Consider the following 13,685-nt stretch of genomic DNA (forward strand, 5'->3'; position numbering starts at 1 on the left):
ATTTACATTTTACGCATCTTTCAATATTGTTATGTTATAACGTTTTATTGAGGTGTGAGAATTGACTTCCATATTGATGGCTTCCGGTGCAACGCGGCTGATTATCGCCTGTTCCTTGCTGGCCGTGCTGTGGCTGGCGACCTGGTGGGCTGTGTCGTTACCATGATTGAACTTGATCATCTGGTGGCAGGCTATGAGGGCCTGGCAATAACGCCGTCGCTGAGCGGCAGGATTTCGGCGGGCAGCATGACGGCTATCGTCGGCCTGAACGGCTGCGGTAAATCGACGCTGCTAAAGACGCTGGCCGGGTTTATTCCACCGGTGAGCGGCCGTCTGAACTGGCGTGACGGACGACCGATTATCGGTTGGCTGGCTCAGCGCCACTCTCTGGAGTCGCAGTTTCCCCTCACCGTGCAGGACGTCGTCAGCCAGGGCGCCTGGCCGCACGTGTCGTTGCTGCGCGGGTTACGGGGAGAAATTCGTCAGCGTATTAGCACGGCGCTGGAGCGGGTGGGGCTATTAGCGATGGCGAAAACGCCGATTGAGGAGCTCTCCGGCGGCCAGTTTCAGCGGATGTTGTTCGCCAGGGTGATGATACAGCGCGCGCCGCTGGTGATGCTCGATGAGCCGTTTACCGGCATTGATGAAGCCACAAGTCGCGATCTGATGACGCTGATCCTGGAAATGCATCAGCAGGGGCAGACGATTCTGGCGGTGCTGCACGATAACCAGCGGGTCGCCGAGCATTTCCCGGAAACGCTGTTGCTGACGTCGCAGCATGCCCGCTGGGGCGAAACTCCCGGTGTGCTGTCTGCATTTAGCTCCGCGAGGCTGGCATGATCTGGCACACCTTCTTTCAACCCTTTATCGAATTTGGCTTTATGCGTCGCGCACTGGTGGTATGCCTGGCGCTCTCCCTCAGCACCACCATACTCGGCGTTTTCTTGCTCCTGCGGCGTATGAGCCTGATGGGCGATGCGCTGTCACACGCTATTTTACCCGGCGTGGCGGCGGGTTACTTGCTTAACGGTATGTCGCTGTTGGCGATGACCGTTGGTGGATTTATTGCCGGTATTGCGGTCGCGCTGGTGGCGGGGTGGGTCAGCCGCCGTACGCCCTTAAAAGAGGACGCCAGCTTCGCCGGATTCTACCTCGGTTCCCTGGCGCTGGGCGTCACGCTGGTATCGCTGCGCGGTTCTAACGTCGACCTGCTGCATCTGCTATTTGGTTCGATTCTGGCGGTAGACAGCGATTCGGCGTTGTTCGTTTCGGGCGTCGCCAGCCTGACGCTGATCTGTATTGCTCTTTTTTATCGCGGCCTGGTCAGCGAAGCCTTCGACAGCGTTTGGCTACAGGTGAACTCGCGAAGATTGCCTGCTCTGCTGCACGGCCTGTTTCTCGCGCTGCTGGTGCTTAATTTGGTCGCTGGATTTCAGGTGCTTGGCACGCTGATGGTGGTGGGCGTCATGATGCTGCCTGCGGTAGCCGCTCGCTGCTGGGCGCGGACGCTGCCGGGCATTCTGCTGTTGGCTGCGCTTATTGGTGGCGTCTGCGCGTGGATGGGGCTGAGCCTCTCCTGGGCGGCGAATCTACCAGCCGGTCCGGCTATCGTCTTGACCGCCAGCGGCATCTTTTTTGTTTCGGTGTTTTTTGGCACGCGCAGTCGGTTGGTTGTCGGCTGGCGTAAATTAATGGGGTGAGGAAAATGATGAAACGTACCGGGATACTGCTGGCGCTGGCGTTGGGCATGGCGTCGCAAGGGGTGATGGCAAAAACGCTGAACGTGGTGAGTAGTTTTTCTGTTTTAGGCGACATGGTGCAGCAGGTTGGTGGTGAGCATGTGCACGTGGATACCCTGGTGGGGCCTGACGGCGACCCGCATACCTTTGAACCGTCACCGAAAGACAGCGCGCTGCTTAGCAAAGCCGATGTCGTGGTGGTGAACGGCCTGGGGCTGGAGGGTTGGCTGGACAGGCTGATTAAAGCATCCGGCTTTAAAGGTGAGCTGGTCGTGGCGTCCAATGGCGTAAAAACCCATACCCTTGATGAAGATGGTCAAACGGTTACCGACCCGCACGCGTGGAACAGCGCTGCAAACGGTGCACTGTATGCGCAAAATATCCTTAACGGTCTGGTAAAAGCAGACCCGGAAGATGAATTGGCGCTGGAGGCCTCGGGTAAGCGCTATATCAGCCAGCTCAACGAGATGGATAGCTGGGCGAAAGATCAGTTCAGCACTATCCCACAGGCCAGGCGCAAGGTGTTAACCAGCCACGATGCATTCGGCTACTTTGGCCGCGCCTATGGCGTGACGTTCCTTGCGCCGCAAGGATTGTCTTCGGAAAGTGAAGCCAGCGCGGCGCAGGTGGCGGCATTAATTAAACAAATTAAAGCTGACGATGTGCATACCTGGTTCATGGAAAACCAGCTTGACCCCAGATTGGTTAAACAGATTGCCAGCGCAACGGGTGCGCAGCCGGGCGGTGAACTCTATCCTGAGGCGCTTTCCGCGCCGGGTGGCGTAGCGGACAGCTACGTGAAAATGCTGCGCCACAACGTAGAGCTGATTGCTGCCAGTATGAAATAAATGAATCCGGCCCGCGATGGGCCGGCTATTTAACTTTATTGTTCTTCTTGTATCTGATTGATTTTTTTAGTCAACGTGAATCCATAGACCACGCAGCCCACGCCCAACAAGATCTGTACGCCTTCATACAGTGGGTTGAATGAACGGGTGAAAATATGCAGCAGTACGGTGAGTAGCGTAAATACGCCACAAACAAATAAACAAAGTCGCATTTGTCTGATTTTTTTCAAATTCTGCTCTGGGGTAAGCGGTGCTTTAGCCATTCCTGGTAACCTCTAATTTAACTCTTCCTTATGTACGGTGAATTGTGGCACTGGTGGCACCTGGCAGCTATCCGAAAATGCTGCGCCGGCGCGGACAATGTTTTTCGGAAGCCTCCTCGTAAATTCGCCACCTCATCCCCATATCTCTGCTGAAAGTGCTATCTTTGATGACCTCTTTATACGGCTTACATGGGGCGACGAATGACAGATTCGGAATTAATGCAGCTGAGCGAACAGGTGGGGTTGGCGCTGAAAACGCGCGGCGCGACGGTAACCACGGCGGAATCCTGTACTGGCGGTTGGGTCGCCAAAACGCTTACCGATATCGCGGGCAGCTCGGCATGGTTTGAGCGCGGTTTCGTCACCTACAGCAACGAAGCAAAATCGCAGATGATTGGCGTCAGCGAGGTGACTTTGCTTGATCATGGCGCGGTGAGTGAACCGGTGGTGGTGGAGATGGCGATTGGCGCTCTTCGCGCGGCGCGAGCGGATTATGCTATTTCGGTCAGCGGCGTTGCCGGGCCGGACGGCGGCAGCGCGGAAAAGCCGGTTGGAACCGTATGGTTTGGCGTGGCCAGCGCCAATGGGCAAGGCGTGACTCAGCGCGAATGCTTTGCTGGAGACCGGGAATCGGTACGTCGTCAGGCGACGGCGTATGCCTTAAAACTCCTCTGGCAACAATTTCTACAAAACACTTGATACTGTATGACTATACAGTATAATTGCCTCAACAGAACAGAATTCACTACCCGGTTACACCCGGCATGAGAGGAGTAATAATGGCTATCGACGAAAACAAACAGAAAGCGTTGGCGGCAGCACTGGGCCAGATCGAAAAGCAATTCGGCAAAGGCTCCATCATGCGCCTGGGTGAAGACCGTTCCATGGATGTGGAAACTATCTCCACCGGTTCGCTTTCACTGGATGTCGCCCTGGGCGCTGGCGGTCTGCCTATGGGCCGTATCGTCGAGATCTACGGGCCAGAATCTTCCGGTAAAACCACGTTGACGCTGCAGGTTATCGCTGCCGCTCAGCGTGAAGGTAAAACCTGTGCGTTTATCGATGCAGAACACGCGCTGGACCCTGTTTATGCTCGCAAACTGGGTGTCGATATTGACAACCTGCTGTGCTCTCAGCCGGATACCGGCGAACAGGCTCTGGAAATCTGTGACGCGTTGGCGCGTTCTGGTGCAGTAGACGTTATCGTTGTCGACTCCGTTGCGGCCTTGACGCCGAAAGCGGAAATCGAAGGCGAAATCGGCGATTCTCATATGGGCCTCGCGGCACGTATGATGAGCCAGGCGATGCGTAAGCTCGCTGGTAACCTGAAGCAGTCCAATACCCTGCTTATCTTCATCAACCAGATTCGTATGAAAATTGGCGTGATGTTTGGTAACCCGGAAACGACTACCGGCGGTAACGCACTGAAATTCTACGCCTCTGTTCGTCTGGATATCCGTCGCATCGGTGCGGTGAAAGATGGCGATAACGTCATCGGTAGCGAAACCCGCGTTAAAGTGGTGAAAAACAAAATCGCCGCGCCGTTCAAGCAGGCTGAGTTCCAGATCCTCTACGGTGAAGGTATTAACTTCTTCGGTGAACTCGTTGACCTTGGCGTGAAAGAGAAGCTGATTGAGAAAGCTGGTGCCTGGTACAGCTATAATGGCGACAAGATTGGTCAGGGTAAAGCGAACGCGATCTCCTGGCTGAAAGAGAATCCGGCTGCAGCGAAAGAGATCGAGAAGAAAGTTCGTGAACTGCTGCTGAGCAATCAGGACTCCACTCCGGACTTCGCAGTTGACGGAAACAGCGCAGAAGAAACTGAACAAGATTTCTGATATCGTCAGAAAGTCTAACAAGGGGCCGCTTATGCGGCCCTTTTGCTTTTTGATTAGCGAGGTTGCCCGTGACTGAAACTTCATCCCGCCGTTCCGGCTATGCACGCCTGCTGGATCGCGCTATCCGTATTCTGGCAATGCGCGATCACAGCGAACAGGAACTGCGCCGCAAACTTGCTGCTCCCGTAATGAGTAAAAACGGCCCGGAAGCGCTCGATGTGACGCCGGAAGAGGTCGATAAAGTCGTCGAGTGGTGCATTGATAACCGCTATCTGGACGACGATCGCTTTGTTCGCCAGTTTATTGCCAGCCGCAGTCGGAAGGGATACGGTCCGGCGCGCGTTCGTCAGGAACTAAAGCAGAAGGGGATTTCCCGTGAAGCGATAGAGTCCTCTATGCGTGAGTGCGAAATCGACTGGGCGCTGCTTGCAAGGGAGCAGGCGCAACGAAAATATGGCGAACCCTTACCCACTGCATTTTCAGAAAAGGTGAAAATACAGCGCTTTTTGCTCTATCGCGGCTATCTAATGGAAGATATCCAGGAAATCTGGCGAAATTTTGCAGATTGACCCATCGGGGATTTTACTTCCCCGTAAAGAAAACTTATCTTATTCCCACTTTATTTTCGTGAGTAGCCTGCCGGTCGATACTGAGTAGTGGCTGCCAGCGACATTTCGTTAGCTTGATTTCAGGATAATTATGAGCAAGAGCACCGCTGAGATCCGTCAGGCGTTTCTCGACTTTTTCCATAGTAAGGGACATCAGGTAGTTGCGAGCAGCTCCCTGGTGCCGCATAACGACCCGACCCTGCTGTTTACCAACGCCGGGATGAACCAGTTCAAGGATGTTTTCCTTGGTCTCGACAAACGTAATTATTCGCGCGCAACTACCGCGCAGCGTTGCGTTCGTGCGGGTGGTAAACACAACGATCTGGAAAACGTCGGTTACACCGCGCGTCACCACACCTTCTTTGAAATGCTGGGTAACTTCAGCTTCGGCGATTATTTCAAGCAGGACGCCATCAAATACGCATGGGAACTGCTGACTGGTGAAAACTGGTTTGCGCTGCCGAAAGAAAAACTGTGGGTAACCATCTACGAAACTGATGACGAAGCATTCGACATCTGGGCGAATGAAGTCGGTGTTCCGCGCGAGCGTATCATCCGTATCGGCGACAACAAAGGCGCAGCTTTTGCTTCCGATAACTTCTGGCAGATGGGCGATACCGGTCCGTGCGGTCCGTGCACCGAAATCTTTTTCGACCATGGCGATCACATCTGGGGCGGTCCTCCGGGAACCCCTGAAGAAGACGGCGATCGTTATATCGAGATCTGGAACATCGTCTTTATGCAGTTCAACCGTCAGGCCGACGGGACCATGGAACCGCTGCCGAAGCCGTCCGTTGATACCGGTATGGGCCTGGAGCGTATCGCGGCCGTTCTGCAACACGTGAACTCCAACTACGATATTGACCTGTTCCGCGAGCTGATTAAGAACGTGGCTAACGTAACTGGTGCGACAGATCTCTCTAACAAGTCCCTGCGCGTTATTGCTGACCATATTCGCTCTTGTGCGTTCCTGATTGCTGATGGCGTTATTCCATCGAATGAAAACCGTGGCTATGTACTGCGCCGTATCATTCGTCGTGCAATTCGCCATGGCAACATGCTGGGCGCGAAGGACTCTTTCTTCTGGAAACTGGTTGCCCCGCTGATTGAAGTGATGGGTTCAGCTGGTGAAGAGTTAAAACAGCAGCAGGCTCAGGTAGAGCAGGTTCTGAAAACTGAAGAAGAGCAGTTTGCCCGTACTCTGGAGCGCGGCCTGGCGCTGCTGGACGAAGAGCTGGCTAAGCTGAAAGGTGACACGCTGGATGGCGAAACAGCCTTCCGTCTGTACGATACTTACGGCTTCCCGGTCGACCTGACCGCGGATGTCTGCCGCGAGCGCAACATTAAAGTTGACGAAGCGGGCTTTGAAGCCGCAATGGAAGAGCAACGCCGCCGTGCGCGCGAATCCAGCGGTTTTGGCGCGGACTACAATGCGATGATTCGCGTTGAGGGCGCATCTGAGTTTAAAGGCTATGACAGCCTGGAGCTGAATGGCAAAGTCACTGCATTGTTTATCGACGGTAAAGCAGTCGATACGGTGGCTGCGGGTCAGGAAGCGGTTGTTATTCTGGATCAAACGCCGTTTTATGCTGAATCCGGCGGTCAGGTGGGTGATAAAGGCGAACTGAAAGGCGCAGGCTTCTCCTTCCTGGTGAACGATGCGCAGAAATATGGTCAGGCCATCGGCCACATCGGTAAACTGACCAGCGGTTCTCTGAAAGTGGGTGACGCGGTTCAGGCTGATGTTGACCAGGCTCGCCGTCAGCGTATTCGTCTGAATCACTCCGCCACGCACTTGATGCATGCGGCGCTGCGTCAGGTTCTCGGTACGCACGTGGCGCAGAAGGGTTCTCTGGTTAATGACAAAGCATTGCGCTTTGACTTCTCGCATTTTGAAGCGATGAAGCCGGAAGAGATCCGTGCGGTAGAAGATCTGGTGAATGCGCAAATTCGTCGCAACTTGCCTGTCGAAACCAATATCATGGACATTGATGCGGCTCGTGAATCTGGCGCGATGGCGCTGTTTGGCGAGAAGTATGACGATCGCGTTCGTGTACTGAGCATGGGTGATTTCTCCACTGAACTGTGCGGCGGTACTCACGCCTCACGTACTGGTGACATTGGTCTGTTCCGTATTACGTCTGAATCCGGCACCGCCGCAGGCGTGCGTCGTATTGAAGCGGTCACCGGCGAAGGTGCTATTGCGTGGCTGCATGCGCAAAGCGATCAGCTCGGTGAGATCGCACAACTGCTGAAGAGTGATACTCACAGCCTCGGCGATAAAGTGCGTGCTGCATTAGAACGTAGTCGCCAGCTGGAAAAAGAGCTGCAGCAGCTGAAAGAGCAGGCTGCGGCGCAGGAGAGTGCAAACCTCTCCAGTAAAGCGGAAGAGATTAACGGCGTTAAGCTGCTGGTCAGCGAGCTGGCTGGCGTTGAGCCGAAAATGCTGCGTACCATGGTTGATGATCTGAAGAACCAACTGGGTTCAACGGTTGTCGTATTAGCCACGGTCGCAGAAGGTAAGGTTTCTCTGATTGCAGGTGTGTCTAAGGATGTGACAGACCGCGTGAAAGCAGGGGAGCTGGTTGGTATGGTCGCCCAGCAGGTGGGCGGTAAAGGGGGCGGTCGTCCGGATATGGCGCAAGCTGGCGGTACCGATGCGTCTGCCCTCCCTGCTGCGTTGGCCAGTGTGAAAGGCTGGGTGAGCGCAAAACTGTAATAACTATAAACGCATAGATGCTGTCATTCTCGGATTATAGCATCTTGCGCGAGAAGCACTGATAACGATAAAGTCGGGTTGAAGTTGTGTATATCGGCTAAACTTAGGTTTAACAGAATGTGATGCCGTGACTGCTTACACCATAGGGTGTTTGTCATCGCTTACTTTTTGGCGTTATATGATGGATAATGCCGGGATACGAGAGACCCGACTCTTTTAATCTTTCAAGGAGCAAAGAATGCTGATTCTGACTCGTCGAGTTGGTGAGACCCTCATGATTGGAGATGAGGTCACTGTGACAGTTTTAGGGGTTAAGGGTAACCAGGTACGTATTGGCGTAAACGCCCCTAAAGAAGTCTCCGTGCATCGTGAAGAGATCTACCAGCGTATCCAGGCTGAAAAATCCCAGCAGTCCAGTTACTAAGGTTTTCGCGCCTCGCTTTTTGTGAGGCGCATCCCTCTACTCGCTTTTTTCCTCACTTTTCTTCTCTTGTGACCTCTCTTTTTTGTCTATTGCCCATCATCCGCTACAGTTATCTTTCGCTTTCACAACGACGTAATAGCCAATTTCTTGTTGATAAAATACTCTTTTTGCCGTTTTCACAGGCTAATTGCGCGGGAAGTGTGCAAACGAAAAAAAGGTCTCGAAAAAAGGTTTGACTTATAAGTACCAGAAAGTAATATGTGCGCCATCGCAGCGACGAAGAGCAGAAACAAGTTCTTCGAAGCACTCGAAAGAGGCGTGTGGTGAGGTGGCCGAGAGGCTGAAGGCGCTCCCCTGCTAAGGGAGTATGCGGTCAAAAGCTGCATCCGGGGTTCGAATCCCCGCCTCACCGCCATTTTGCATCCGTAGCTCAGCTGGATAGAGTACTCGGCTACGAACCGAGCGGTCGGAGGTTCGAATCCTCCCGGATGCACCATATTCTCCCCAGTAACAGCAATATTGTTGTTGCATGGTCTGCGAAATTATCGCCAGCACTAGGGAGGATAACGTTGCTTTAGCAACGACCCGAAGGGTGAGGCGCAGCCGAGTAATCCTCCCGGATGCACCATCTTTTACTTGATACGGTTTTAGCAACGGTATCAAAATCTGCAGTAAAGTAAGTTTCCCGATGCATCCGTAGCTCAGCTGGATAGAGTACTCGGCTACGAACCGAGCGGTCGGAGGTTCGAATCCTCCCGGATGCACCATCTCTTACTTGATATGGCTTAGTGGCCGTATCAACATCGGCAGTAAAGCAAGTTTCCCGATGCATCCGTAGCTCAGCTGGATAGAGTACTCGGCTACGAACCGAGCGGTCGGAGGTTCGAATCCTCCCGGATGCACCATATTCTTCTTAGTAACAGCGATATCGTTGTTGCACGGTCTGCGAGATAGTCGCCAGTACCAGGGAGGATAACGTTGCTTTAGCAACGGCCTGAAGGGCGAGGCGCAGCCGAGTAATCCTCCCGGATGCACCATCTTGCCTTAGTATTTCACTTTAATGTGATACTAAATCTTAGAAGTAAACGCCATTCCCAATGCATCCGTAGCTCAGCTGGATAGAGTACTCGGCTACGAACCGAGCGGTCGGAGGTTCGAATCCTCCCGGATGCACCATATTCTTCTTAGTAACAGCGATATCGTTGTTGAATGGTCTGCGCGATAGTCGTCAGCACCAGGGAGGATAACGTTGCTTTAGCAACGGCCCGAAGGGCGAGGCGCAGCCGAGTAATCCTCCCGGATGGACCATATTCTCCGAGATAGCAGCAACACTCCCCTCAAGTCATCTCCAGTGCAATAATTCACAATCTTCTTCAGCACTTTTTTCATTGGCAAGTAGCTCTTTCCACTATAATTTATCCCTGTATACCAGCCTGATTTTGGGTGATATAAGTGCAAGGAGAGAAATCCATGAAATGGTTCAAAGCGACATCTGCGTTTTGCGCGACGCTTCTGGTAGCCGCCACGCTTGCGGGCTGTGCCGGATCGTCCACCAAAGAAAGTACCGGTGGATACATTGACGATACCGTCGTCACAACCAAAGTGAAATCCGCGTTATTCAATGATAAAGAGATCAAATCCTCAGAAATTAGCGTGCAGACCTTTAAAGGTCGTGTACAACTGAGCGGCTTTGTCTCATCCGCCGATAGTGCTAAACGCGCGGTAGAAGTGACGCGCAAAGTGCAGGGTGTTCGTGTGGTTGAGAATGATTTAAGAATCAAATAAACCCTATAAACTGCACCCGCATAGATAAAGGCGCCATCGGGCGCCTTTGTTGCATCTACCGCTAGCAGCGACAAAACCAGCCATTTGCGATACAGTAACCTCTCCTGAACCGGCTGGTGAGAACACGATGTACGAACGTTACGCAGGACTGATTTTTGACATGGATGGCACGATCCTTGATACCGAGCCGACGCATCGTAAGGCATGGAACGAGGTTCTGGGACGTTATGGTATGCGTTTCGATATGCAGGCCATGGTTGCGCTTAACGGTTCTCCAACCTGGCGTATTGCTCAGGCCGTTATCGAATTAAATCACGCGGATTTAGACCCCCATCATCTGGCACAAGAAAAAACGGACGCCGTGAAAGCGATGCTTCTGGATAGCGTCCGTCCTTTGCCGTTGATTGAGGTGGTTAAGGAGTGGCACGGTCGTCGCCCAATGTCAGTCGGTACTGGCAGCGAGAGCGCCGTTGCTGAAGCGCTGCTGGCTCATCTGGGCCTTCGTCACTACTTCTCTGCGGTTGTTGCCGCCGATCATGTTGTAAACCATAAACCCGCACCCGACACCTTCTTACTGTGTGCGGATCTCATGGGCGTTGCGGCAGATAAATGCGTTGTCTTCGAAGATGCGGACTTCGGTCTGCAGGCGGCGAAGCGCGCCGGAATGGATGCCGTGGACGTGCGATTGCTGTGAGCGACGCGCTGTCGCTGATATCGCTATTTGCCAGTAGCTTTTTGAGCGCAACGCTGCTCCCAGGCAACTCGGAAGTGGTATTGGTTGCCATGCTGCTGGCGGGAGTTAGCAAACCGTGGTTACTGGTTTTAATAGCAATAATCGGTAATAGCCTTGGAGGGGTAACTAACGTTATTCTGGGGCGCCTGTTTCCGCTACGCAAAACATCGCGCTGGCAGGAGAAGGCGTCCGGTTGGTTAAGCCGTTATGGCGCGGTCACGCTATTATTAAGTTGGGCGCCTGTTATAGGTGATTTGCTGTGTTTACTGGCGGGATGGATGCGCATTTCCTGGGGACCAGTACTCTTTTTCTTATGCCTTGGCAAAGCATTACGCTATATCGTCATTGCGGCGATAACGCTTCAGGGCATGACGTGGTGGCACTAATTGGACTGATTGTTCAACCATTACAATTATGCTAATTCAAACGATTTCGACAGGCGGGAGGTCAAATTGATCCCGGACGTATCACAGGCGCTGGCCTGGCTGGAAAAAAATCCTCAGGCTTTACAGGGTATTCAACGCGGTCTTGAGCGCGAAACGCTGCGCGTCAACGCTGACGGCACGCTGGCCACTACCGGTCATCCGCAAGCCTTAGGCTCAGCGCTGACGCATAAATGGATTACCACCGATTTTGCCGAAGCCTTGCTGGAATTTATAACGCCGGTTGATGGCGATATCCAGCATATGCTCACCTTAATGCGCGATGTTCATCGCTATACCGCCCGCCATATTGGCGAAGAGCGGATGTGGCCGCTGAGTATGCCTTGCTACATCGCACCCGGTCAGGATATTGAACTGGCGCAGTACGGCACATCAAATATTGGTCGCCTGAAAACACTGTATCGCGAAGGGTTGAAGAACCGTTATGGTGCGCTCATGCAAACCATTTCCGGCGTGCACTATAACTTCTCTCTGCCAATGGCGTTCTGGCAGGCTAAATGTGGCGTTGAGGATGTTGAAAGCGGTAAAGAGGCCATTTCAGCGGGTTATTTCCGTTCCATTCGTAACTACTACCGTTTTGGTTGGGTGATTCCGTACCTGTTTGGTGCGTCCCCGGCAATTTGTTCTTCGTTCCTGCAAGGGAAACCGACGACATTGCCGTTTGAGGAAGCCAGCAACGGCATGTATTACCTGCCTTACGCTACCTCTCTGCGTCTGAGCGATCTGGGCTATACCAATAAGTCGCAAAGTAATCTCGGAATTACGTTTAACGATCTGTATGAGTATGTGGCAGGATTGAAGCGGGCGATTAAAACGCCTTCCGAAGAGTACGCGCAGATTGGGCTGGAGAAAGACGGAAAGCGTCTGCAAATCAACAGCAATGTATTGCAGATCGAAAATGAGCTGTACGCGCCGATTCGCCCGAAACGCGTCACCCGCAGCGGTGAAACGCCTTCCGACGCGCTGCTGCGCGGTGGTATTGAATACATCGAAGTGCGCTCTCTGGATATTAACCCGTTCTCACCGATTGGCGTTGACGAGCAGCAGGTACGCTTCCTGGATCTGTTTATGGTCTGGTGTGTACTGGCCGATGCGCCAGAGATGAGCAGCGATGAACTGTTGTGCACGCGCACCAACTGGAATCGCGTTATTCTGGAAGGCCGCAAGCCGGGTCTGACGTTGGGTATTGGTTGCGAAACAGCTCAATTCCCGCTGGCTAAAGTGGGTAAAGATCTGTTCCGTGATTTACGCCGCGTGGCGCAAACGTTAGATAGCATCCATGGGTGTCAGGCGTATCAGCAGGTTTGTGATGAGCTGGTTGCCTGCTTTGACAACCCGGAGTTAACCTTCTCGGCGCGCATTCTGCGTTCTATGCTTGAAGAAGGGATTGGTGGCACCGGTAGGGAGCTTGCCGATCAATATCGTACGATGCTGCGCGAAGAGCCGTTGGAAATTTTACGCGAAGAGGATTTTATTACCGAGCGTGAAGCGTCAATACAGCGTCAGCAGAAGGTTGAAGCGGAAGATAACGAGCCGTTTGAAGCGCTGTTGGCAAGGCACCTGTAGTTTTACAGGCCGTAGAAAAGAAAACGGCCACAATCAATGTGGCCAAACTCTCATCTCTGATTCAGGGATGATGATGATAATAAATGCGCGTCTTTCATATACTCAGACTCGCCGTCTCAAAAAGAGTTCATTTTATTTTTTAAAAAATCACTATCGGAGGTGAAGAATGCCGTTGTTAGATAGTTTCACAGTCGACCATACCCGAATGGAAGCGCCTGCGGTGCGTGTCGCGAAGAAAATGAACACGCCTCACGGCGATGAAATTACCGTTTTTGATCTGCGATTCTGCATCCCAAACCAGGAAGTGATGCCGGAAAGAGGCATTCACACGCTTGAGCATCTGTTTGCCGGTTTCATGCGCGATCACCTGAACGGTAATGGTGTGGAAATCATCGATATCTCTCCGATGGGTTGCCGTACCGGGTTCTATATGAGCCTGATCGGTACGCCAGACGAGCAGCGTGTCGCGGATGCCTGGAAAGCAGCGATGGCTGACGTGCTGAAAGTGAAAGAACAGAACCAGATCCCGGAACTGAACGTTTACCAGTGCGGAACCTACACTATGCACTCGCTGGAAGAAGCCCAGGACATCGCTCGTCATATCATTGAGCGTGATGTACGCGTTAACAGTAATGACGAGCTGGCGCTGCCGAAAGAAAAACTGCAAGAACTGCACATTTAGTGCGTCTGCTACGGTCCGGCAAGTACTGCCGGGCCGC

The 13,685-nt window shown here is 53.0% G+C and carries 14 protein-coding genes and 5 tRNA genes; 18 read left to right on the top strand and 1 reads right to left on the bottom strand.

All coding sequences use genetic code 11. The annotated features are described in order from the left end of the window. Positions 1-129 precede the first annotated feature (129 nt). From AC07P6_RS06675 to AC07P6_RS06685, 3 genes are read left to right on the top strand one after another with little or no spacing between them, the layout of a single operon-like run. Positions 130-840, top strand: coding sequence for a metal ABC transporter ATP-binding protein (locus AC07P6_RS06675; RefSeq protein ID WP_478315916.1), 711 nt, complete (start codon positions 130-132; stop codon positions 838-840). Further along, positions 837-1,700, top strand: coding sequence for a metal ABC transporter permease (locus tag AC07P6_RS06680; protein ID WP_478315917.1), 864 nt, complete (start codon positions 837-839; stop codon positions 1,698-1,700). The genes AC07P6_RS06675 and AC07P6_RS06680 overlap by 4 nt, the downstream gene beginning before the upstream one ends. Positions 1,701-1,708: 8 nt before the next feature. After that, positions 1,709-2,587: a metal ABC transporter substrate-binding protein gene (locus tag AC07P6_RS06685; RefSeq protein ID WP_304261105.1), complete on the top strand. Its 879-nt coding sequence runs from the start codon at positions 1,709-1,711 to the stop codon at positions 2,585-2,587. A 35-nt stretch (positions 2,588-2,622) separates the two neighbouring features. Here the strand turns inward: AC07P6_RS06685 and AC07P6_RS06690 are convergent, their stop codons facing one another. Beyond that, entirely contained in the window at positions 2,623-2,850 is a 228-nt protein-coding gene (locus AC07P6_RS06690) for a hypothetical protein (RefSeq protein ID WP_304253024.1), read from the bottom strand. Positions 2,851-3,051: 201 nt separating this feature from the next. On the opposite strand from AC07P6_RS06690, the gene pncC reads away from it, so the two are divergent. From pncC to luxS, 15 genes are all read left to right on the top strand, one after another. Next, positions 3,052-3,549, top strand: coding sequence for a nicotinamide-nucleotide amidase (gene pncC, locus AC07P6_RS06695; protein ID WP_182234345.1), 498 nt, complete (start codon positions 3,052-3,054; stop codon positions 3,547-3,549). 80 nt (positions 3,550-3,629) lie between these two features. Beyond that, entirely contained in the window at positions 3,630-4,688 is a 1,059-nt protein-coding gene (gene recA / locus AC07P6_RS06700; protein WP_110277022.1) for a recombinase RecA, read from the top strand. Positions 4,689-4,756: 68 nt separating this feature from the next. Continuing rightward, positions 4,757-5,257, top strand: coding sequence for a recombination regulator RecX (gene recX / locus AC07P6_RS06705; protein WP_142512511.1), 501 nt, complete (start codon positions 4,757-4,759; stop codon positions 5,255-5,257). 130 nt (positions 5,258-5,387) lie between these two features. Continuing rightward, entirely contained in the window at positions 5,388-8,015 is a 2,628-nt protein-coding gene (gene alaS, locus AC07P6_RS06710) for an alanine--tRNA ligase (RefSeq protein WP_304253023.1), read from the top strand. Between the two features lie 238 nt (positions 8,016-8,253). After that, positions 8,254-8,439, top strand: a complete 186-nt coding sequence (gene csrA, locus AC07P6_RS06715; RefSeq protein ID WP_000906486.1) for a carbon storage regulator CsrA — start codon at positions 8,254-8,256, stop codon at positions 8,437-8,439. Between the two features lie 322 nt (positions 8,440-8,761). Next, a tRNA-Ser gene (locus AC07P6_RS06720) sits at positions 8,762-8,854 on the top strand. Positions 8,855-8,858: 4 nt separating this feature from the next. Next, positions 8,859-8,935, top strand: a tRNA-Arg gene (locus AC07P6_RS06725). Between the two features lie 194 nt (positions 8,936-9,129). Then, a tRNA-Arg gene (locus AC07P6_RS06730) sits at positions 9,130-9,206 on the top strand. A gap of 61 nt (positions 9,207-9,267) precedes the next feature. After that, a tRNA-Arg gene (locus tag AC07P6_RS06735) sits at positions 9,268-9,344 on the top strand. A 194-nt stretch (positions 9,345-9,538) separates the two neighbouring features. Continuing rightward, positions 9,539-9,615: transfer RNA gene (locus AC07P6_RS06740), tRNA-Arg, on the top strand. Positions 9,616-9,909: 294 nt separating this feature from the next. Then, positions 9,910-10,224, top strand: coding sequence for a BON domain-containing protein (locus tag AC07P6_RS06745; protein ID WP_181485204.1), 315 nt, complete (start codon positions 9,910-9,912; stop codon positions 10,222-10,224). A 127-nt stretch (positions 10,225-10,351) separates the two neighbouring features. After that, positions 10,352-10,918: a fructose-1-phosphate/6-phosphogluconate phosphatase gene (yqaB, locus tag AC07P6_RS06750; protein WP_112216426.1), complete on the top strand. Its 567-nt coding sequence runs from the start codon at positions 10,352-10,354 to the stop codon at positions 10,916-10,918. Continuing rightward, positions 10,915-11,343, top strand: a complete 429-nt coding sequence (locus tag AC07P6_RS06755; RefSeq protein ID WP_110277027.1) for a YqaA family protein — start codon at positions 10,915-10,917, stop codon at positions 11,341-11,343. Before yqaB ends, AC07P6_RS06755 begins: the two co-directional genes overlap by 4 nt. Positions 11,344-11,409: 66 nt before the next feature. After that, positions 11,410-12,966 (top strand): glutamate--cysteine ligase, encoded by a 1,557-nt coding sequence (gshA, locus tag AC07P6_RS06760; RefSeq protein ID WP_142512512.1) that lies wholly within the window; start codon positions 11,410-11,412, stop codon positions 12,964-12,966. A gap of 166 nt (positions 12,967-13,132) precedes the next feature. Further along, entirely contained in the window at positions 13,133-13,648 is a 516-nt protein-coding gene (luxS, locus tag AC07P6_RS06765; RefSeq protein WP_110277029.1) for an S-ribosylhomocysteine lyase, read from the top strand. Positions 13,649-13,685: the final 37 nt, after the last annotated feature.

The organism is Klebsiella sp. GFKo11 (genome assembly GCF_056490265.1).

What these genes read in the sequence shown, in the direction of transcription:
- AC07P6_RS06685 (WP_304261105.1), top strand. Translation starts at nt 1,709, where the DNA reads ATGAAACGTACCGGGATACTGCTGGCGCTGGCGTTGGGCATGGCGTCG.
- recA (WP_110277022.1), top strand. Translation starts at nt 3,630, where the DNA reads ATGGCTATCGACGAAAACAAACAGAAAGCGTTGGCGGCAGCACTGGGC.
- luxS (WP_110277029.1), top strand. Translation starts at nt 13,133, where the DNA reads ATGCCGTTGTTAGATAGTTTCACAGTCGACCATACCCGAATGGAAGCG.
- csrA (WP_000906486.1), top strand. Translation starts at nt 8,254, where the DNA reads ATGCTGATTCTGACTCGTCGAGTTGGTGAGACCCTCATGATTGGAGAT.
- yqaB (WP_112216426.1), top strand. Translation starts at nt 10,352, where the DNA reads ATGTACGAACGTTACGCAGGACTGATTTTTGACATGGATGGCACGATC.
- AC07P6_RS06690 (WP_304253024.1), bottom strand. Translation starts at nt 2,850, where the DNA reads ATGGCTAAAGCACCGCTTACCCCAGAGCAGAATTTGAAAAAAATCAGA.
- pncC (WP_182234345.1), top strand. Translation starts at nt 3,052, where the DNA reads ATGACAGATTCGGAATTAATGCAGCTGAGCGAACAGGTGGGGTTGGCG.
- AC07P6_RS06745 (WP_181485204.1), top strand. Translation starts at nt 9,910, where the DNA reads ATGAAATGGTTCAAAGCGACATCTGCGTTTTGCGCGACGCTTCTGGTA.
- AC07P6_RS06680 (WP_478315917.1), top strand. Translation starts at nt 837, where the DNA reads ATGATCTGGCACACCTTCTTTCAACCCTTTATCGAATTTGGCTTTATG.
- alaS (WP_304253023.1), top strand. Translation starts at nt 5,388, where the DNA reads ATGAGCAAGAGCACCGCTGAGATCCGTCAGGCGTTTCTCGACTTTTTC.